This is a genomic window from Prevotella sp. AM42-24 (genome assembly GCF_003461825.1).
In the GTDB taxonomy this organism is placed as follows: Bacteria; Bacteroidota; Bacteroidia; order Bacteroidales; family Bacteroidaceae; genus Prevotella; species Prevotella hominis.
Genome location: NZ_QTXV01000001.1, coordinates 176,070 through 195,851, shown reverse-complemented (window position 1 = coordinate 195,851; position 19,782 = coordinate 176,070). Strand labels below are relative to the sequence as shown.

At 44.5% G+C, this 19,782-nt stretch carries 18 protein-coding genes; 1 reads left to right on the top strand and 17 read right to left on the bottom strand.

The window, feature by feature from the left end:
• Window positions 1-63: 63 nt before the first annotated feature.
• The 7 genes from DW917_RS00875 to DW917_RS00845 are packed head-to-tail and all read right to left on the bottom strand — an operon-like array spanning window position 64 to window position 6,139.
• Window positions 64-762, bottom strand: coding sequence for a hypothetical protein (locus DW917_RS00875; RefSeq protein WP_118115581.1), 699 nt, complete (start codon window positions 760-762; stop codon window positions 64-66).
• Window positions 763-787: 25 nt separating this feature from the next.
• Window positions 788-1,441, bottom strand: coding sequence for a hypothetical protein (locus DW917_RS00870; RefSeq protein ID WP_370453498.1), 654 nt, complete (start codon window positions 1,439-1,441; stop codon window positions 788-790).
• A gap of 40 nt (window positions 1,442-1,481) precedes the next feature.
• A complete protein-coding gene (locus DW917_RS00865) occupies window positions 1,482-1,973 on the bottom strand; it encodes a PH domain-containing protein (RefSeq protein WP_118115612.1) in 492 nt (163 codons plus the stop codon).
• 5 nt (window positions 1,974-1,978) lie between these two features.
• Window positions 1,979-3,451 carry a toprim domain-containing protein gene (locus DW917_RS00860; RefSeq protein WP_118115577.1) on the bottom strand — a complete coding sequence of 491 codons (1,473 nt, stop codon included), beginning with the start codon at window positions 3,449-3,451 and terminating at the stop codon, window positions 1,979-1,981.
• Window positions 3,452-3,472: 21 nt separating this feature from the next.
• Window positions 3,473-5,110, bottom strand: coding sequence for a hypothetical protein (locus tag DW917_RS00855; RefSeq protein WP_118115575.1), 1,638 nt, complete (start codon window positions 5,108-5,110; stop codon window positions 3,473-3,475).
• A 35-nt stretch (window positions 5,111-5,145) separates the two neighbouring features.
• Window positions 5,146-5,355, bottom strand: a complete 210-nt coding sequence (locus tag DW917_RS00850) for a hypothetical protein (RefSeq protein ID WP_117695413.1) — start codon at window positions 5,353-5,355, stop codon at window positions 5,146-5,148.
• A 31-nt stretch (window positions 5,356-5,386) separates the two neighbouring features.
• A complete protein-coding gene (locus DW917_RS00845; RefSeq protein ID WP_118115573.1) occupies window positions 5,387-6,139 on the bottom strand; it encodes a DUF4099 domain-containing protein in 753 nt (250 codons plus the stop codon).
• Between the two features lie 271 nt (window positions 6,140-6,410).
• On the opposite strand from DW917_RS00845, the gene DW917_RS00840 reads away from it, so the two are divergent.
• Window positions 6,411-7,022: a M23 family metallopeptidase gene (locus tag DW917_RS00840; RefSeq protein ID WP_118115571.1), complete on the top strand. Its 612-nt coding sequence runs from the start codon at window positions 6,411-6,413 to the stop codon at window positions 7,020-7,022.
• A gap of 13 nt (window positions 7,023-7,035) precedes the next feature.
• Here DW917_RS00840 and DW917_RS00835 read toward each other — a convergent pair whose 3' ends face one another.
• The 10 genes from DW917_RS00835 to DW917_RS00790 all read right to left on the bottom strand — a co-directional run bounded on the left by DW917_RS00835 (window position 7,036) and on the right by DW917_RS00790 (window position 19,780).
• A complete protein-coding gene (locus tag DW917_RS00835) occupies window positions 7,036-7,431 on the bottom strand; it encodes a lipocalin family protein (protein ID WP_118115569.1) in 396 nt (131 codons plus the stop codon).
• 21 nt (window positions 7,432-7,452) lie between these two features.
• On the bottom strand, window positions 7,453-8,136 hold the full coding sequence (locus DW917_RS00830; RefSeq protein WP_118115567.1) for a DUF4468 domain-containing protein: 684 nt from the start codon (window positions 8,134-8,136) through the stop codon (window positions 7,453-7,455).
• Window positions 8,137-8,167: 31 nt separating this feature from the next.
• A complete protein-coding gene (locus DW917_RS00825) occupies window positions 8,168-8,743 on the bottom strand; it encodes a hypothetical protein (protein WP_118115565.1) in 576 nt (191 codons plus the stop codon).
• Between the two features lie 45 nt (window positions 8,744-8,788).
• On the bottom strand, window positions 8,789-9,034 hold the full coding sequence (locus tag DW917_RS00820) for a hypothetical protein (protein WP_118115563.1): 246 nt from the start codon (window positions 9,032-9,034) through the stop codon (window positions 8,789-8,791).
• 162 nt (window positions 9,035-9,196) lie between these two features.
• Window positions 9,197-10,534, bottom strand: a complete 1,338-nt coding sequence (gene ltrA, locus DW917_RS00815) for a group II intron reverse transcriptase/maturase (protein WP_118115561.1) — start codon at window positions 10,532-10,534, stop codon at window positions 9,197-9,199.
• Window positions 10,535-11,101: 567 nt separating this feature from the next.
• Window positions 11,102-12,430, bottom strand: a complete 1,329-nt coding sequence (locus DW917_RS00810) for an McrC family protein (protein WP_118115559.1) — start codon at window positions 12,428-12,430, stop codon at window positions 11,102-11,104.
• Window positions 12,420-12,563 (bottom strand): hypothetical protein, encoded by a 144-nt coding sequence (locus tag DW917_RS17640; protein WP_233524584.1) that lies wholly within the window; start codon window positions 12,561-12,563, stop codon window positions 12,420-12,422. Before DW917_RS17640 ends, DW917_RS00810 begins: the two co-directional genes overlap by 11 nt.
• Before the next feature lie 106 nt (window positions 12,564-12,669).
• The gene (locus DW917_RS00800) at window positions 12,670-16,437 is read right to left on the bottom strand and encodes a DEAD/DEAH box helicase (protein ID WP_233524583.1); all 3,768 of its coding nucleotides are present in this window, start codon (window positions 16,435-16,437) and stop codon (window positions 12,670-12,672) included.
• Window positions 16,438-16,457: 20 nt separating this feature from the next.
• Window positions 16,458-19,046, bottom strand: coding sequence for a hypothetical protein (locus DW917_RS00795; RefSeq protein WP_118115557.1), 2,589 nt, complete (start codon window positions 19,044-19,046; stop codon window positions 16,458-16,460).
• Window positions 19,031-19,780 (bottom strand): HNH endonuclease, encoded by a 750-nt coding sequence (locus tag DW917_RS00790; RefSeq protein WP_158570048.1) that lies wholly within the window; start codon window positions 19,778-19,780, stop codon window positions 19,031-19,033. The genes DW917_RS00795 and DW917_RS00790 overlap by 16 nt, the downstream gene beginning before the upstream one ends.
• Between the last annotated feature and the right edge of the window lie 2 nt (window positions 19,781-19,782).

The following is a 19,782-nucleotide window of genomic DNA, read 5'->3' as shown; positions in this document are numbered from 1 at the left end:
AATGCTATGTATTTCTAAATTATTGTACTGTTATTTGTTATCTGATTATATTGAACCTTTACTTCAACGTCTTGCATTCCTTCGCCATCGTTCTTTACATCGCTGTACAATGGTAGGTTTGTCCACTTCACTCCTGGCTCCATAGTCTATCTCTGCCCATACGTCTGACAGTCTGGTGTACTTCACTGCCCGTATCAACCGTTTGAGTTTCTGGTTCATCAGTTTGAGTTTCGGTCGTATGCCAAAGACTATCTCCAGTCGCTGCTTCTCTGTCATCTTGTTATTAGAGAGACATACCTGCCTAACGTCATTGACTATCTCGACACTGCTCATGACAAGTTCCCGATAGAGTTTGTTGCGATTGGAGGACAGAGCCACGGCAAGAGCATTGGTTGTCTGATGGCTGAGCTGGTGGCTGTAGGTGCCAAGCTGTCCAACGAGTCGGTCTATCTCGTGATAGAAACCATAGATCTGAGCTGCATAGCTGATGATGCTGTTGAAATGGTCAAGATAGTTATTGAACTCCTTCTGTAGGTTGGTTGTACCTTCCACCTCTTCCTTGATCCATATATGACCTGTAGATACAAGTTGCATCATCTGTTCCTGCTGCTTCAACTCTTTCTTGGCCTTGTCGGTATATTGGAATATCATACCTGCCAGAACAGGGTCATTGCCCTGGGCACGGAGAAAACTCCCATCCTGCCCATCAAAGGGAAGGATGAGAGAAAAGAGAAGTAATATGAGAGCATAGAGACGTTTCATAAATGTTATCCTCAAATAATCTTTCTTATGGTGTTACAACTCTGGCGCATCTGCGCCATCTGCCAAGGGCTTGACTGGCTATTTCGGCATTGCTCCGGTCGAGCATTCCTGCCGTGACATTGTTCCAGACATCGGCCATGGTGTAGTATCTGATGCTTAGACATAGCCTTGACAGCTTCTTGTTGAACTGTGCCAGACGGTCGTTCAGTTCCCAGAGGGTTTTGCTTCGTTCTGCACCAGTGAGCATATTCTCATTGCCACCTTTGGCTATGGCATCCTTTAAAGTGGTATATACCGTGACGAGCTCTGTGGCCGTCTCGATATAGAGATTGTTCATGCTCGCTGTCGCCACAATGCCCTGTGGGTTGCTTGCTATGGCCTTCTTCAGATTGCACAAGTTGATGAAGATTCTCACACCGTCGTCATAGAGCGAGGTGCAGGCTTTCAACGTGGAAGCATAACCCGATGCCGTTTTCAGATAGCTGTTGTACTTCTTTTCCCATTTGTGAATCTGCGAGAACTCGGCTGCGATGGTGTTCTGCAGGAATGCAGTCTTCTGCTGGTCTTCTATCTGGTTCTTGATCTGACCATTGATAAGTTCGTTTCCCTCAGCCAAGGCAACATACTCCAATGGATTGCTGGAGGCAACCTGAGCATGAGCTATAGTAGGCAGCAGCATTAACGCCAAGGCAATGGCTGCAACAACCTTGCTTCTTCTGTTATCTGTTGGTAATTTCATATATGCCTTTTCTCTTTTTGTTGTATTCTACACGTTCACGGATGATTCTCACCACGTCCAACCTTTCTTTCACACCGTAGATGTCCAGTTTGGGATTGGAGCGGTCTCCGCTGAATATCCATACTGTCTTCAAGCCGAACAACTGTTCCAGAATGTCACGGTTCTCGCTGAAATCCACCACTCGGTACAGCTCGATGTAGTCACTGGTTCTGGTCAGTACTCCATGCTGGATGATGAGCTGCTCAGAGGTGATGATGTATCTGAGTTTGTAGAGATATAAGCATCTATAGAGCATGATGCAGGTCATCACACCTCCAAGTACCACGAAAGGCATCTTGTGGGTGATGCTGTCATGACCGGCAACAAGGAAAAGGGCACAGCTGATGATGAACGACATCCCTTGCGAGATGATATACTGCGCCCAATGAGGGCGTAGGGTGATGATGTTGTATCGTCTGATTGGGTCTGCCATATTCATTATCGTTTAAATCCATGATGTTTGGTTTCCTCATTCTCTTCTTGCCGTTCAATGGTTAAGTCCACACCGTTCTCGTCAAATGCGGTCTCTACTACGTCGGTCATAGAGAACTGTTTCTTATCAAGTAGCTCATCGTTGAAGTCCTTGTAGCCTTCCGATGGCTCTTCCCGTATAATCTTCACGGGAACGAGGTCTTGGTCTTCGTGCAGGTTGAGCTTCTGTAGCAGTGCATCCTTGAAGTCCTTGAATGCTTTGTTCATCTTGTTAGCAGCTTCCTGTTTGTCTTCTTTACACAAGAAGGGAGAGTAGTGATACTCCAATGCCTCTTCTTTTGCAGAATCGTAAACCCGGTAGAGCTGTTTGAGCTCATGGGGAAGTAAGCTGTAGTTCTCATCATTGAAACTTAGCAGTTCCTTGATGGTTCTCGGCTGTTTGTCGAAGCTTTCCATGAACTCCCTCATCTCAGCAGGTACATTTCCTGGAGCTACAGGACTCTGTTTGCTTGCTATATCCTCGAAGTTTGCCACAAACTGCTTTCCTGCCACATCCTTGTCAAAGCCAAGGTGGAAGGTGGCTTGGGGTGCAGCTTTCAGCAATCCCTGTATCTGCCCATAGCTTGGGTTACCTCCAGTAGAGACATAGACTCCGGCTTTCAGATCCTGCCGTCCACGCTGGTCCAATCCTGATTTCTTGCGCATCTGCAGCTGGTAAAATGCCATGGCATCGTATGCGCTTTCAAAGACAAGTACGATACGGGCATCCTGGAGTGCCGTATTCTTGGGACTTGCCATCCATAATCCTTCGCTGGCGTTGGTGCCGGTAGCCATGCCTTTTCGGGCAGAACCGTCCTTTCGTGGATACCCTCTTTCCTCTAAGCCTACACATTTGTCATGTTGCCCAGGGATGTGCATGGGGAAGGAGAGATTCTTATAGGTGCTGCCATCTTTTGCTGTTTTCGATGCGAGGAAGAAGCTATGATGGAAGGCACAACGGGTGGCGAAATCAATTCCTCTTGACTTGAAGAAGGCGTAGAACGGCTTCTGTGACTCGAAGTCTTTGGGATTGAAACGGTCAATCTTGTAGTCATTGATATCAAATGGCTTGCTGCTGACAGTTGGATTATGCACGTCCTGACTCCGATGTTCTACCGGGATGTTAAGCAGGCGTTGGCAGACCTTATGGACAAGGGCTGATTCCTTCATGCCATACTTGTACTCCTTGAAAAGGTCTGGATGTTCCCAGATGAAGGAGGTAACAGAGTAGAGCTTGATGGTTGGCGGCTGGAAACAGCAGTTCTTGTTGGGCATGACAATGTACTTGTCTCCACTGATTCTTTTTCCGTCGCTGCCCAGGCGTACATACGCAGGATAGCGCAAGCCATCACGCTTGTAAAACGTGTAGCCTGCGTCCTCCAATACGTCCTTGATGTTAAGACGGCTTCTGTAGTCTGCAAATGTCTGTTCGTCTGTCATCTTTTGAATGTGAATTGTTGTTTATCTGCCATGACCTAAGCCTACACCATGTTCTCCTGCATTGAGTCCTGCATCGAAGGCTCGTGAAGCAAGGTCTTGCGGTGAATCTACGCTGCCCTTGAAATAGACATGTGGCCCATGGGCATGGTCATGATGGTGTTCTACGAATACTGCCGGTGCAGGACGGTCTCTGCCCAGTTCACTCATCACGGCAAGTCCTGCAAGGAGTGCTCCTCCAATCTGAGCCCCGATATTTTTGCCTTCTCCAGGGATGGTTTTCATATCCACCTCCTTGAAGATGTGGGAGAAGAGTTTCATGCGGTGGTAGTCATCGATAGCCATGAACTTGTCATACTGCTTTTGGGTAATCTCATGGCTGATGCTCTCTCCGTTGATGACGGCCGTCATGCGAAACTTGGCGTTGCCTTTCTCATCCTTCTGGATTTCTCCCTGCTCATTACGTACTGGCTCAACCTTGATGTCATCAACCTGAACCTCTCTGCCATGCTTGCCTTCACGGAACCATCCCTTGCTTTCGTTCTGCTCATACAGGCTATTGCCATCTACATGAGCAACACTGCGGTCTTCTGGCTCGATAGTAATCTGGTCGCCATTAGATGGTAGAGACTGGTCAATCACCATCTGCTGGCGGTTGTTGAGTTCTGCCTCTATCTCTGGTCTGAGCTTCAAGCTGATCTGCTCTTTGGAATTGAGCATATCCATCGTCAGTTTGTCCTGGAAATCGTTTCTGATGGCATTGTTGATGATGTCGATGCGGTTCTGGACTGGGACTTGCTTGATGGAATTGTTGGTCAGCTTCTTCACCTCATCCTCAGTGAGATCATAGACAAAGTCCTGCTTGGTGGCTGTGGACTGGATGGTCAGTGTCTTGTTGGCTGCATCTACGATGATGCCGTGAGACGAAAGACACTCCTGCCATTTGTCATTGCTGAAATAGACCTTCGAGGTGATAAGCTCGTTGTATGGTTTGGCTGGTTCCTTGGGACGTGGACGAACCACTACAGGGGTAATGACTGATTGCAGGTCTGCCAACACATCCTGCGATGGTTGCTGTACCATGTTTTGCTGACCACCTTTATAATAGAAGCCATAACCGCCATTCTGCAACTCGCCCGGCTTCATTCTGCCATCAGGACGTTCTGGTACGATTGGAGCACCCTGCATGAACATGGCTCCTCCAACTCTGCGCATGTGGAATCCTTCCTGACAACGTGGAGTCCAACCGAGGAATCTTCCGTGATATGGATCCATCATCATGTGGGCATGTCGTTTGTTCCAGGGGAGTCTGCCGTATTCGCCAACGCCTATGCGGTAGCCGTGGAGTCCCATGGCAACACGGCCATTGGCATTTCTGGCATGAACGAAGTCACGTGGCATGTAGAAATCATTCTTCACGAGTTCTGCCACGGTGTTATAGGCTTGCTTGTTGGCTGAGTTTGCTCCCCAGTCAACCAAGGCTCTGTGCTGTTGTGCGGTGATGGCGTAGGTCAGCAGAGGGGAATCGTGACCTTGAACGGCCAATTGATAACCTTCTCCTTGTCTGATGATATGTGCTTGCATACCATTCTTTCTGAGAATCTCCTGAAGCTCTGGTGCCAGGTCTCTGCCTACTGGTAATGCATTTGATCTGATTGACATATTCTAATGCTGTTTATTGATTCTGTACTGTGTGATTATTCGCCAGCTTCAATCTGCTCGCCCTTCCAATCGACAAATTCCTCTGCCGATTCCTCATTGACAATGAGATCCTTCTCTTTGCAGAAGGCTGTGTATTCCTCTTGCCATTCAGGTGAGTGGTGGTTGATGTAGTCAAGCCAGCCATATTCTCCGCTCTGGACTTTTTCCACGAGCACGTCTTCTGGATAGTACTTTACATTTGCCATGAAATCTTGTTTTATGGGTTAATACTTTGGGTTATCGCTGCATCATGCGCATTCCCAGTTTCTTCTGTTCATTCCACATCTCTTCGGTGTAGTTCTCTTCTGGGATGTAGTCGAGATTACCGTCTTCATCCATAGCCCAACAGCCGAAGATGCCGAAGTTGAACTTATCCCAGTCACGCTTGGCTTCTCGCTTCCAGACAAGTTCGTTGCCTGCTGCGAAACGGATGCCGGTGTTGGAGTTGAGGTCGATACCAATGGACTGTTCCTCGTCATCCTCTACGACGGTAAGGATGTCTCCATTCTGCAACTTCTGCATCTCTGCGCCAGTAAGGTGATAGCGGTCTGCTACATACTGGATGTTTCTGCCTATGACCGGGGTTGGAACACTGAGCACCTGCTTGCTTTCAGGATCAAGTTGGAAGAAACACTTACTGCCGAGTTCCTTACCAACCTCGTTGCTCTCCAAATGACCGATGATAGGCTTTCCTGCAACAAGGTTCTTCTCCTGCTGCTCGTTGAAGAGTTTCAAGTCTAACTCATCGAGCTGTGGATAGAAAAGCACGTCAACGCCACCTTCGGCTGTTCTTACCAGGCTGAACCTGGTTCGTGCTTTGACTTCCTCACCATCATCGGCTGTGATGTGAACTGGCAGGACTGGCGACTTGCGACCATTGTAGATGTTCTGGAGGACATCGGTGGGTAAGTCGTCAATCATTGTCTGGGTGAGTCCGAAACGTTCAAGGATGCCATAAGGCATCTCGTTCTCATCGAAATTGTAATTCATTTGCTTCTGTTTTATTCGTTTTTTATTTGGTGGCTGACCTATGACAGGTCTTATTCAGACTGCGCCTAAAGCCAAACCGACAACAAAGTTACATTGTAGATATAGAAGAAGATAAATATGTATGTTAGTATCATCAAAGTTTTATAGATAGTTATGAAAGTAGTATGATTATTCTTCAATTATCATACTATAAACATAAATAAAGTTAGATATAATAGGGAAGAGGTAACTTCTTTCGTGTTGTTGAGCTGAGTCTGATTACCTTTGCAACATGAAAGCAATAAAGACACTCATATTGATACTGACAATGATGCTTACAAAGATTCCTTCACATGCCCAATTCAATACGATTGGGTATGTGAAGAAGCATAGTATATCTAAAAAGAAGAGTCCACAAGAAACAACTCATGTTGCTTCTGTGGACTCTGTGATGAAGGCTGATTCTCTGCCTCCGGATTCTTCCCGAGATGTTCTTCCTTATCTTCGGGCTTCGTTTCCGTTGAAAAGTATTCAGATCAATTCAAGGTTTGGAATGCGTAATCACCCGGTGAAGCACAAGACCATCATGCACAATGGCGTGGATCTGGCAGCTCATTACGAGAAAGTGTTTTCCATGTTTCCTGGGGAAGTGACTGGCGTTGGCCATGACAATCGCTCAGGTAAGTATGTCACAGTCAGAACAGCTGGCTATACCATCAGCTATTGCCATCTTTCTGCTTTCTGGGTCTCAAAGGGGATGTTTGTCAATGCAGGAGAGGTGCTTGGGGTATCTGGAAGTTCCGGCATGTCAACTGGCCCCCATCTGCACTTGACAACAAAAAAGGATGGCAAGGTGTTTGACCCTGTCATCCTTCTGAAGTATGTTCAATGCATTACAAAGTAGTGCTTGATTGGTATTATTGCTTCTTGCATTTTACCCAAATAGATTCGTCACCAATAGACATTTTCATTTCTGATACTGTAGAAGTCGCAGTAATGATGGTATAAGAAGCAAATAGTTCACCTTCAACATATGTATTCAGTGTGTTTCCTTTCAAAGACCATGTTCCTCGACCTGTTCCGAAATATCCGGAGCCGTAATATGAACCGTCTGCATTGAATGTGGCGTAAGTCTTTCTGAAAGGCCAGTCAACATACGTACCAGACTCCGATGTCTTTACTGCAGTCATCTCCCAGGTTCCCACAATCATAGACTTGTCATAGTCTCCATTGTCATCATCGTCACTGCTGCATGATATGAATGCAAAAGATGCTACCACGAGGGTAAGAAGGAAAAATAAATACTTTTTCATAATGTTCTTGTTATTTTGAATTTACCAATTGTCGTTTTCATTACCAGATAAGCCATTCTTGATGCACTCCTCAATCTTGTCCATTACAACATTAGAGTAGGCATGAGCCATGACAAGTGCTTTGCAGGAAGTCTTCTTGTGAGAGTCCTTCTTGGCAAAAGGATAACATTTATCAAGTGGCCAATTCTGATCAGAACGGGTAGGGATAGTACCTCCCATTGCACCCATCCAACCGCCACCAACGGCAACATTGACAGAATAGAATGGTACTGTGTAGGTAACACGAACCTTATTGTCCTTTATATCACATTTGATAACAGGGCGTAAATTAACGTTGTAAGCGTTAGTACCACCTGCATGTTGTGCAATACTCTCTACAAAACCCTGTGCGATGATTGTTCCCAATTCCTTGTCATTCAATTTGATGACGGAGTTCGCATCATTGAAAGTTGCGGTGAACCAATAGTTAAGCAACACATAAAGCTGATCTTTGGTCTTGCCTTCAGCAGGGATAACCTGAGTATAGGTGATGGCATTGTTCTTATCCAATGTCAACTGGGTACCGAGATTGGTTGCTGCATCAACCCATTTCTCTCCATACTTTTCTTTTGCGTACTTTTCCAACTCTTCTGCTCGCAGAATTTGAGCATCTACCGCACTGCATACAAATAATGCAGCAAGTGTAACTAAAATAAACTTTTTCATCTTCTATATTGTTTTGATAGACATTATTCTTTTAAAAATCAAATCCAAGTTTGACGCTAACTGACTCTGTGTCATATGTCGCAGGCTTGCGAGTATAACTCATATCATATCTGCCATTGAAACGTTCAAATGTTTCAAATTCAAGTTTCTCAGCAGCATATCCTACAGATAAGCTAAGTCCCTGTTTGCTATTCAGAGCATATCTTACACCCAATGAAGCCACCACGTATAGACCACCATTATTGGTAACAAACGTTCCTCCTTTGATGTCAAAGAAAGGCGAAATCTTGCCTTTCGTGAAATTGCTGCGGAAGTTTGCGAAAACCGGAATATCTACTTTACTGTCTCTTACATCAAGTGGTATTTCCATATCACCAGTTTTGTAAGATGACATAAAATGCAAGCCAGTACCAGCACCAAGGAAGATATAAGGATTCACTTGATAGCCATGGGTTGTGTTGACTTCAAAACGACCAAAGTCATAGTCACCGATACCAACAGAATAACCTGCTTCAACATGGCCTTTATAGCCAGATTGCATACTTTGCGCATTGCTATTGATGGCGAAAGCCATTGTAGCTGCTAAAAGAATTGCTATTTTCTTCATAACCTTATAATATAATAATGTGAAAAATCCATTTTCAGAAGGTAACTACCAACCGCAATTATCGTCATAGCACTCATCATTCTCGATGCCTTCATACTCATCACGATCACAATAACTACTATCATGATAGTCTTCATAAGAACAATCATGGTCGCAGCAGCAATCGTCATAACCATCTTCATAGCCACGAGCATAGTTTTCATGGCCTGAGGTATTATTACCAGCGTTGCGATGCGCTTTCTTTTGGCTGTTTGAAACGCCGCTTGAAAATAAGAAATCGAATAGTCCCATACCTTTTCCTATTAATGTTTAACTTCTGCTGCAAAGGTATGAATTGATTGTGCAGTCTATCTGCACAATCAAAAGAATGTGCAAAAATGATAATAGAGTAGATGTGGGGAGTTACCCCCAGCACCTCTCATTGCACCGTACGTACGGGTCTCGTATACGGCGCTACATACATATAGGAGAACGCAAACTCTGATACAAGTCATAAGGGTCGACCAAGCCAGGTCGGCCCTTGCTTTTATCAGTCCTGTTAACTCTCGGTAACCCTAATACTTGGGGGCTGAGGAGGAAGTTTATGGTGGATAGCCCGCACTGTCGGTACCAACCCAACCTTGTCATTGAAGCTTGATAAATTGCATCGTCCGTGATTCTACTCTTGATGATTGACTTTATCTTCAGCAGATTCTTGTGGATAGTACTGCATTTCTTCCATTGCTTTACAATGACCACTCTAACCTTGTGGCGTAACCAAGGACCAAATACATCTCGGAGATAAGTCGCCATACTACCTATGTGGTAATAGTTAACCCATCCTCTTATGACTTGATTTAATTTTGTGAAGATGTAAGACATTGGTTGAGCAGTTGCTCTCTTGCGAACTAAAACTTGCTTCACCTTGGTTTCCAACTTCTCCTTGGCTGCATCTGTAGGTCGGCATTCCCAACCTCTCGTGCTTTTCCAAAATGTAAAACCCAAGAATACACTCTTTGTGGGTCTGACCACCTTGGTCTTCGTTGCACTTACCTTGAGCCTTAGTTTTGATTCGAGCCAACGACTCACTGATGCCATTACCCTATCCGCTGACCTTTCGCTCTTGACAAATATGTCGAAGTCATCCGCATAACGGACAAAACGTAACTCTCGACTTTCGAGTTCCTTGTCGAGCTTGTCAAGGTAAATATTGGACAGAATTGGGGATATGCAACCACCTTGGGGAACTCCCTCTGTGGTTGCACTGACAAAACCTCCCTCCATTACACCCGATTTTAGGAACGAGCGAATTAGATGGAGAGTGGCAGAATCATTGACCTGCTCACGTAGGATTGAAATTAGCTTGTCGTGATTGACCGTGTCAAAGTACTTTTCTATATCAAAGTCCACTACCCACTCATACCCTGCATTCAAGTAGTCCAATGCTTGGTTGATTGCCTGATGGCAACTGCGATTCGGTCTGAAACCATAGCTATGCTCACTAAACAATGGTTCATAGATGCGGTTTAGCACTTGGGCGGTCGCCTGCTGCACCACACGGTCTACTACTGTAGGGATGCCCAAGGGACGTTGCTTTCCATTGGGCTTGGGGATAAATACACGTCTTACGGGGGATGGCTTGTATTGCTTTCGGCATATGGATTGCTTTATCTCATCCATATGCAGAGGCATATACACGTCAAGTACATCTACCGACATATTATCTATGCCGGAAGCACCTTTGTTGCGCCTGACAGACATCCAGGCTTCCCAGAAGTTTCTTGCTTCTACAATCTCGTTTACTAATTCCATTTGCTGCTTTTCGTTCTGCTTGTAAATTTACGTTGAAACATTCTCGTTACTTCCGACCTTGAAAGATTACGGTTCTTTCACATACGTCATACCTCACATCCGAACTATCAACGCATTGCTTACAGCGATTTGCACTATACATACATTAGTCCCTTCGGTACTGGTGAGGCACCTACTATGGACTCAGCTGACTCCCACCCATAAGCTTTTTATCGCACGTGAGCTGACACGCTGGATGGGCCTCTCGGGGTAAGGCACTAACCTGCCGACTTCACAACCTCTCAGTTTACTGTTTTGGGGGATACGTTTACCATTCGGACTTCAACTTGTTTCGCAGTCTTATCCTTTCCCATTTAGCCTTATACCAAGTTCCTGTTCGTAGGCTCGATAGTCTCGCTATTGGCTTCCTTCATCCTTGACATTACTGTCAACGACTTGCCATTCGCTTCGCTTGGCGGTAAATACCTGCGACTGGATTTGAACCAGTTAGGTTAGTGTCATGCCCGACACACGAAAAAAAGCAGAAAGAACTGTTTCTTCCTGCTTTAATATATGTAATTTGACCAATTATAATTGTCTTAATGTATCTACAAAGAATGCTTCTTTTGCTTTCATCTTTTCACAGAAGTCTGCATAAGAAGTGGAGGTGTGACAAATCTCAATACCTAATATATATAGTGATGCAGATGAGTCCTTCAACCGTGATTTTGGAATTTTCTGCTGTCTCTCAGGCAAAGGAGCTATAAAAACTCCTTTCGATGCCTGTAAGTTAGTGATGTATGTGATTAACTGATGAAGGTCATCACGATTAACTTTTGAAACCTTTTCATAACTTTCAAGCTTCTTGTATTTTGCATCGAGAACAATATCATCTTTATAGAAATCTGGATAACGGATTCCACTATGATCTTCAAACAAATAGATGCCACCTTTATGTTTCTTGTTTTCAGGATGCTTGAAGCCCTCTTTTTGTAGAATGGTATTCAGATACTCTTCCCAAAGCCAGGCTCCATCAAACAGAATACCGCAAATCTCCTCATCTGTTTCTCCGTACTTTACTTCTTCCATTCTTAGAATTTGTAAGCAAAGGCATTGCAGGGGCTGGTATTCCGTATAGTAAGGATGACTCTTATGTCTTAGGTTCTTACCAATAATTGCACTTCGCTCATTTTTGTTATATGAAGGAGTTAGTGAAATTATAGATTTTACATTATCTATAGTTTCCTGATCTAAACCTAATACGGATTGACCATATCTCTTTGACTTCATAAACTCAATTGTATGACGGATTAACTCAGTCATGTCATTGTCATAGGTATATTCACGAGTGGAGTATGCCACATTTCCTGCAAACGGAATGTTTTGGGCAATATGGCGTTTCCAGTCAATAGTACCTTTTAATTTTGCGTCATTATGTTTGAAGTTCTGATACTCTCTGTATATGCCCTGACGCATTGCGTTCTTTAGCAAGTGAGGGAACATAAACATAATAAAGTCAAATACATCCTCTTTTTCGTTGTTGTGATTAAGGTCAAAGAGATTGAATGAAAAGACCTTTTGAAGCATGTAATGTAAGAGATAGTCGTCGCGTCCTTCGTCAAAGCGGGATTTAATTTTTATCTGCAGGTTTCCAACACCGATAAACCCCATCACATTTCCTGTGGTAATACGTACCTTTTCAGAGTCACTTGTATTTAGAATGGTCATAACAGAAGCTTCACCGACTTTATCGTCAGAATCCTCTATACTATAGGGAAATATTAGCAGATTCTCATTTTCATGACATAATTGAGCTATTGTCTTGTCGGCAATAGGGAATAAAGCTGAGACATCTTTACGAAGAAATATCCCAGCTTTCACCTGTCCAATATTATTATCTGTTAAGTTAATTCTCATCGACCAATTCGTTATCATTAATATTTGAGTTGCTTTCTTTGGTATCGAAGTAAGCATTTCTCAACTTCTCCATGATTTCTTCTGATTTGCGGAAACCACGGATATATTCTCGAAGCAATGGTTCGATATTCATATTCCACAGCTTTTCAAAGTTTCCACCATTATCACCCAACTTTAAGAAGTATGATGGTCCAACCTGGTAGGCAGGTCCAAGCCCTTCAATCTTGGATATCTCATTATTAATTGTCCTTCACAAACTCAATCTTGCCGTTGATTACCTTCACTTCAAATGGGGTATAATAGTCTGCTACCTTTTGTGTTAGGCGTCCACCATTAGCTCCTTCGGTAAACACACCAAAGGCACGTACAAGGAATGAGTTTACATGACGCTGAATCACCTGAGGACTCTTCAAATCTACAGATGGCACTCTTACTGGTCGGCTGATTATTTTATCTATAGGATTACACAATGTTCTGAGACCTATCACGTCTGAACCACAAAGAGTTATGCATGCACTGCGAACTTTATTGTTACGTCCGCTTCGACCAGCACGCTGCTTATAGTTGGCTGGCAGAGGAGGAACACTCGACAGCAATACTACCTCCAGGTTACCCAAGTCTACACCCATCTCCATAGTTGTAGAACAGGCAAGAATATTGATGGTATGATCCTTGAACTTCGACTGCAATCCACGAGCCACACTCTTATCAACCTGAGCAGTATGCTCCTGCTGTACAAAGAGATTTGGGAAGACATGAATATCCTCCAGACGGTCTGAGAATACACCATCTGTTCCCCAAATGTTATTGTTCCAAAGTAAGGCTCTATGCGTCTTAGCCCAGGATTCTATAGTCTTTTTGTCTCCTTCCTTTGCTGAACCCTTATAGTATGGGAAAGCCTCCCATTGCTCATGCAAATCCTCACGTAATTCTACAGGTGTAGTACCTTCCAAATATGGAGAGAAACGCTTGAAATTGTTTCCGATAGGGCGCAGGCAGACTGCATGGCGATTACCGTCTGCTTTGGTATCGCATAGATAAACGTCATCATAGAGCTTGAAGCAGAGGTCATTCAGATTGAAACGAGGCGCATTGTCTTTTTCATTGACAAAGTGTCCTGTATCATCCAGACGCTGACCCACCTGCAATATCTTATACTCATCGCCAGTCAGAGTTTCCCAAAGAGAATCTATTACAGCAGAAATCTCATGGAAATACTGACGCTGAGCATCGTTCATGGTCAATGTGTTGTCATCACGTGCTATCAGCGCACAGAGATAACGCACAATACGGGCTGTTGAAACCTTACCTTCTTCCAGTTTAGGTTTGTTAAATGGACGACGGCGAGGCTTCTCTGTAGCAAAACGTACCGTTGAGAAGATGTCTATCTTGTCATTTCCAGGAATGCGAAGATAGAAAGACTGGTTGCTTCGTACCGTATAGTCGAGATAAACCTGTATCAGGTTTCTCCAGTCCTCTTCTGTAATCTGGTTAGCTGGGTTGTCCAGTAAATCATTGAAGTCCTCTACGGCCTTTGGCAACTTGATTTTCTTCAGTTGAGGATAACATGTCTCAAACAGGCCCAAAGTTTCTGGAGATGCTGCAGATGCAGGACGATGTGCCAGATACATCACCATAATACTCTGGATATACTTGTCAATGATTTCATCTGATGGAAGTCCGTCTTCCACCTCATCGCTATCACCCGAACGCTTCACGAATACGGATGCAAACACCGGACAGTATGGATCATTTTTCAGAAGTTCTGCTATCTCTGACCAGGTCATATACTTGCACGACATCTCGTCCAGCTGCTTCTGAACCACCTTAGGGTCAGGCGACTGGAGATTAGCCATCATTGGCGTATATTTCATCATAGACATAGGATCTGCTTGAACTGCAGCTAAGATTTGTGCCATAGCAGCCTCCTTGGTCAGTCCATTTGCCTTCCTGCGACACAGTTCATGGTATATGATACTGTTGAACCACATACGTTCCTGTTCCAGATTCTGTTTCAAGGTTGCCTTTGCTGCAGCCTGACGGCTATCCACAAAACTGATATATTGCTGACCGTCATGAAGTACGATGCCGCCTGTCTTTGAATCGCCTTTATCCAACTGGTCAAGGATGCTTGGAGCCATCATGCGTGAGATGAAGTCGGCTGAGAGACGGAACTTCTGCAGGCGGTTGTCTTCCATATTACCGTTTGCATCACCTTCCACATCCTGGTCTGTATTGTGGTTCTTGGTCTGTTTGGCATTGCAGTAAGGACAGCATCCCTGGATGTTGCCAACAACATGCCAACTTCCTGTTTCTTTTTCATCGGCAGGTGTCAATGGTTGAAGTTTGCCTCCTGGAACCAAACGGAATTTCACGTTACCGTCTCCCTTCATGTTCTTTTCATTAGAGAGTCCGAAGATGGCATACTTCTTCGTTGAGTTGTCATTACTTTCTGCCATGTCGAGGTCGAACATATCGCTATCATCAGTTGCGATGGCCTCATAAGTCCAATCCTCAGTATTGACAGAAGCCAGTGCTACATATTCTCCGCAATGCTTGCATCGGCTGAGTTCCAGCAGCGGAGCTTCCTCGATAGGAGTCAATGACAGAGCATCTTCACCTATCTTCTTTCCGATAGCGTTTTCTGTATATATCTTGAAAGAACCATCAGCAAACTCATTCAAGCGGACAAAAAGTCCGTTGTTAGGGACACGATAGAAGTAGTGTACCTTCAATTTGCATACAGGCATCTTAAGACCTTCTGCCTTGCAGCGGTCTTCTTCTCGCTGACACATCTCGTCGAGCCATTGCAGTTTCTGGCTGATAGATGCATTCTCTGGATATAGTTCATCCAGAGAGATATAGTCAGCCTTGAATATCTTTCTCCAACGCTCTTCGTCTTCACCCTTCGGAATTTCTGTTTCTCCGATACGCTTACCTCCAATAGCTTCCACCTGGTCAGCTCTTACGCCAGTGATACCGGCAATAAACTCTTTCAGTTCTCTTTCATCCTTCTCTTCGTCCTCACCATTTCCGAAGGTAGCAGATGATGTTGCAAAACGCACATTCTGTGCATCCACCTTGAAGGCGAGAAGCACTCGGCGAAGAAGCATCGCAAGTTCTGCTGCTCCAGCTCCTGTATAAGAGTGGGTCTCATCGATGGCAACCCAACGAAGACTATGCTTTCCTGCTACAATCAACTTTGCATCGGCTCCTCTCAATAAGATGTATTCCAGCATGGTTGGGTTGGTCAATACGATATGAGGAGGGTTGTTGCGAACAGCTTTACGTGTATAGACCATGTGAGGATATTTCGAGTTCTTCAGCTCGTAATGTCCTTGCCCGTCAGGATCCTCCTTTACCCATTCATATTTGCCTCCAGTCACATGCTCTATGCGATGGCGCATTTTCTCTGCATCATCCGACTTGTCAGTATTCTTTGGTTCCATTTCTGGCAGATCACCATTATATACAGTATAGGTCAGGCGAGTGCCGGTAGAAGATTCGGCAACCGTCAGAAGTTCTTCCAGACGTTCCTTCTGATCTTCCATCAAGGCGTTGAGAGGATAGAGAAAGAGAGCCTGTATCTCATTTGGCAGTGCGTTTTGTGAGAGGTCATAAATCAATGGCATCATAAAGCACTCCGTCTTACCAGAACCAGTACCCGTGGTCACGACTATCGACTTTGGCTTATCGTCTGCCGTTCTTTGTCTGAGCAATACATCCCAGCATTTATACTGATGCTCGTATGGAGAATATTTAAAGTTCCACAGTTTGCCCACCAAAGCCTTGGCTTCCTCAGCTTTCTCAGGCGCAACTGGGATATATGAGTTCATGCATTGAACTACAGGCACGGCATTCTCAGGCGCAAATAGATTGCCGATAAGAGTCTTCATCTGCTTGATGTACGAGCGTTGACTGTCGTTGTTCGACTCACCACACCACATCGCAACGAGGGCTCTTTCCACCGCTGTTCTATTGTTGTTATATAGTTCAGAGAAGTTCATAATCTTGTTATATTTCTTGTCTATATTTCGTTATCTATGTGTATATTAAACTCTTGCCAGTCAAATCCAGACTCTTCGGAAAAGCGGAGCAGTCCTTGTTTGTCTTCTGGCGTTAATGTGCCGTTTCTCTTTTCGAGTAAAGGCTCATATATTTCCGATACGACCTTGTCCCTTTCCATATTTCTCAATGGTTTCATCAGGAAGAAGTATGTGCCATAATGATTTGCCACTTCGAAACATTTCAGGAGGGATTCAGTAACTGATTCATCAATGTCCTCCCATGCCCATGGATCATTGTCGATATCCGTTCCCAGGTTGCATTGCAGATTTTCTGTCGTACTGATGTCTTGAAATATCACACCTGTACTCTTTGAGTCTGCATCTTCATCCGGATTGATAGGCTCAGGTTCAGTCTTCTCGTCATAGTTCCAGTATAGAGCTTGTTCATCTTTCCATGAACTGTGCTCCTGGTCATTGCCGAAACATACTACCAGACTTTCAGGAGTCATGGCATCGAGTAGCTTCCCTACATAGTGATTGTCATTTCGCCAGGCGTTTAAGGCAGCTTCACCTACCGATGGATTACCGGAGATATTGATGAAGTCCTGCGAATAAATACTACTCAGATTTCTGCATTCGTATGCCTGATAACCTTTCTCGCTGAAGTCATTCAGCTGAACCCTGTCTTTGAAGATGTAAGGAAGATTGAGCTTTTCCTCATCATTCAGATACTCGATAATCTTGCCATCAAGCATGACCTCTTTCAATAGGGTTGGTCGATAGACATCTACTTCATAGTAGCTTTCATCTTCTCCGTACCTGACAGGTAGTGTAGGGGAGAGAGGATTTCCATCCATCGGGATTTCATCTTGAAGTTCTGCCTCTGTTCCATCTACATTCTTGTATCTGATGAGCGTTGACTCGAAGTCTCGTTTAATAGGAGAAGCTTTATCCATTCTTGGCAGATAAACTACGGTAAACAATAACGGCTTTCCTTTTATTGTTACCCTTAATGTCACCTCACCATACGGAGGCTCATCCATCTTTGTCCATTCTGCATATCTGCCGTTCTCTTGCTTGAATTCTATCATTTCTGCCTCGGTTTCCTCCTCTGGCTGAGCATGGAGAATATCATCCTTTGTAGCAAAATGGCGAACGATCACATCTTCCCATCCAAATATCAGTGGCAGTTCATCTACCTCATATTCATCGCTGATGTCTGGGTCGTCTATATAGTAATGCTTCACCTTTCCGCCACCCACATATCTAATGGTGTCGGTATAAAGCCTTGTGGTTACCTGGTCATAGCCTATGCGGTTATACAGGTTAATTTCCTTGCCTTGCTCATCCAGGAAGCTGACGCAATCATAGATGTAAATCCAGTTCCATGTATCGGTTGTACCAAACTTCTGGTCACGGAATCGCTTGCGATATACTTCTTCGGAAAAGGTCTCATCCTTCAAGTTGCAGCGGTTTGAAAACAGCACTGCCGTTTCCTTCTGCGTGTTCTGGGTAGAAGTCCATGCCTCCCCATAGTCTCCCTGTCGCCAGAGTTGGATGTATTCTGTTGTATTCTGTGTTTGAGCCAGATATTCATTACCTTCATCATCCTTCACCACGATTTCTATCTTATCAAATCGTGATGTAGGGATGTTTTTGATCTGTACTCCTTTTTCTACGCCAAAGGCAACGAAGTCGTTCACGCTGTGGTTGAGATAGGTGATGATAGGATTATCCATGGTCGATGGTTCTATCACCTCATCGCCTCTTTTGAACCTTATATATATAAATAGGTGTAATTGTTTCTCTGGGTTAGGCACGCCCCAGAGATGCACACGATCGTAACGCAGATACTGGTGCAGACCTCCACCTACTTCCTCTGGTTTCAGCCAAAGGTTGAGTCGGCGTGTCATATAAGTATAGTCTGGCGAGAATATTACTTGCCATTCGAAACGGAATTTTATCTTCAATATTTCATCGTTGGCAGCCTTGATGGTTGCCACGAATCGGTTCACGTCAGATGCTGCATCCTTCAGATCGTCTTCATGGAAGGGCATTTCTCCGTTCAGAATCTCCTTTATGTATTCATAAAGGGAATGCTGGCGCTTGATACTCTCTCTGAATGCTGCAGCTCTTGATGCTTCATCCAGATTTTCTAATGTATAGTTCTCGCCATGATAGATACGGCAAAGTCCTTTCAGGAACTTCATCTTGTCATGACGGTTCAGCTCATGCTGTATGGCAAGACCACCAAGCACATAGATGGAGTAGAGCCATCGCTTCTGTCCGCTATCATCCTGATACAGATAACGTTTCTTGCTGATGCCTGAGTTGGACCAGAGTGTTTCTAAATCCAGATTCTCTATCAGTTGGTTCCTGTTGCCACTTTGGTATTTGCGCTTATACCATTCTGCCATATAGACAATGGTTGTCGTGGCATTTTCAGGCTTTGCCAATGCTGCTACTCCACAATCAGACACAATAGCGCTTAGGCAGACTTCAAGTTCATTGAAATCTGCCTCCGACAATCTCAGCTTCCATACGTATGGATGGCTGGTGTCTAACGATGCTATTTTGTCTGCAAGCTTCTTGCTTAGTCTTGTTTCCATATTTTAATTTCTTTCTTGATGCCTCGGTATGCTTCACGCAAGTCCCTTAACGGTTGTTCCGAATCCTTGATATGATGAATCATACTGTGGCAGTTGCTGCATAGCGGTACCAGATTCTCCAGAAAGTCCTTGGGTACGCCATCGGTCTCGTATGTGGAAATCATCCTTAGATGATGCACTTCCATGAAGTTGGCACCCAGTTCTCTGCCGTATGTTTCCTCAAAATCCATTCCACAGCATTGGCATTGGTAGCCATACTTGTCAAGGCACATCTGGCGGAGCTGAGGATTGCGCCTTATCACATCCATCTCTTTCAGAATATGTTTCCGTTCGCCTTCGGTTTCTTCCCGGAATGATGGAGTAGAAGGTGCTGATGGTTCCGCATCAGATGACAAATCCTCTATGGCAATCTTTGTTTTGAATAGATTGCGGAATGCTTTTGATTCCAGAAACCCTGACCATGTTTTCAGATGTAAGGAATACCTGTTGTCAGCAGCATTGTCTTCTGTTCTCATCTGTCCGTCTATTGCCATGTCATGGCGTACTCGATCATAGTAGTTATGGTCGAGCTGTGTATAGATGCTTTCAAAGTTTGGTGACTCATGCTTTCGTATGAAGTCAGCCAGTTCCGATTCGGTGAATCGGGCGAACTCCTCTGCATCGGGCCTGCGTTTCAGATATTCTTCCACGTAAGCCTTGCGGATGGATGCTGGTGTAGGTATCACTTGTTTCATTG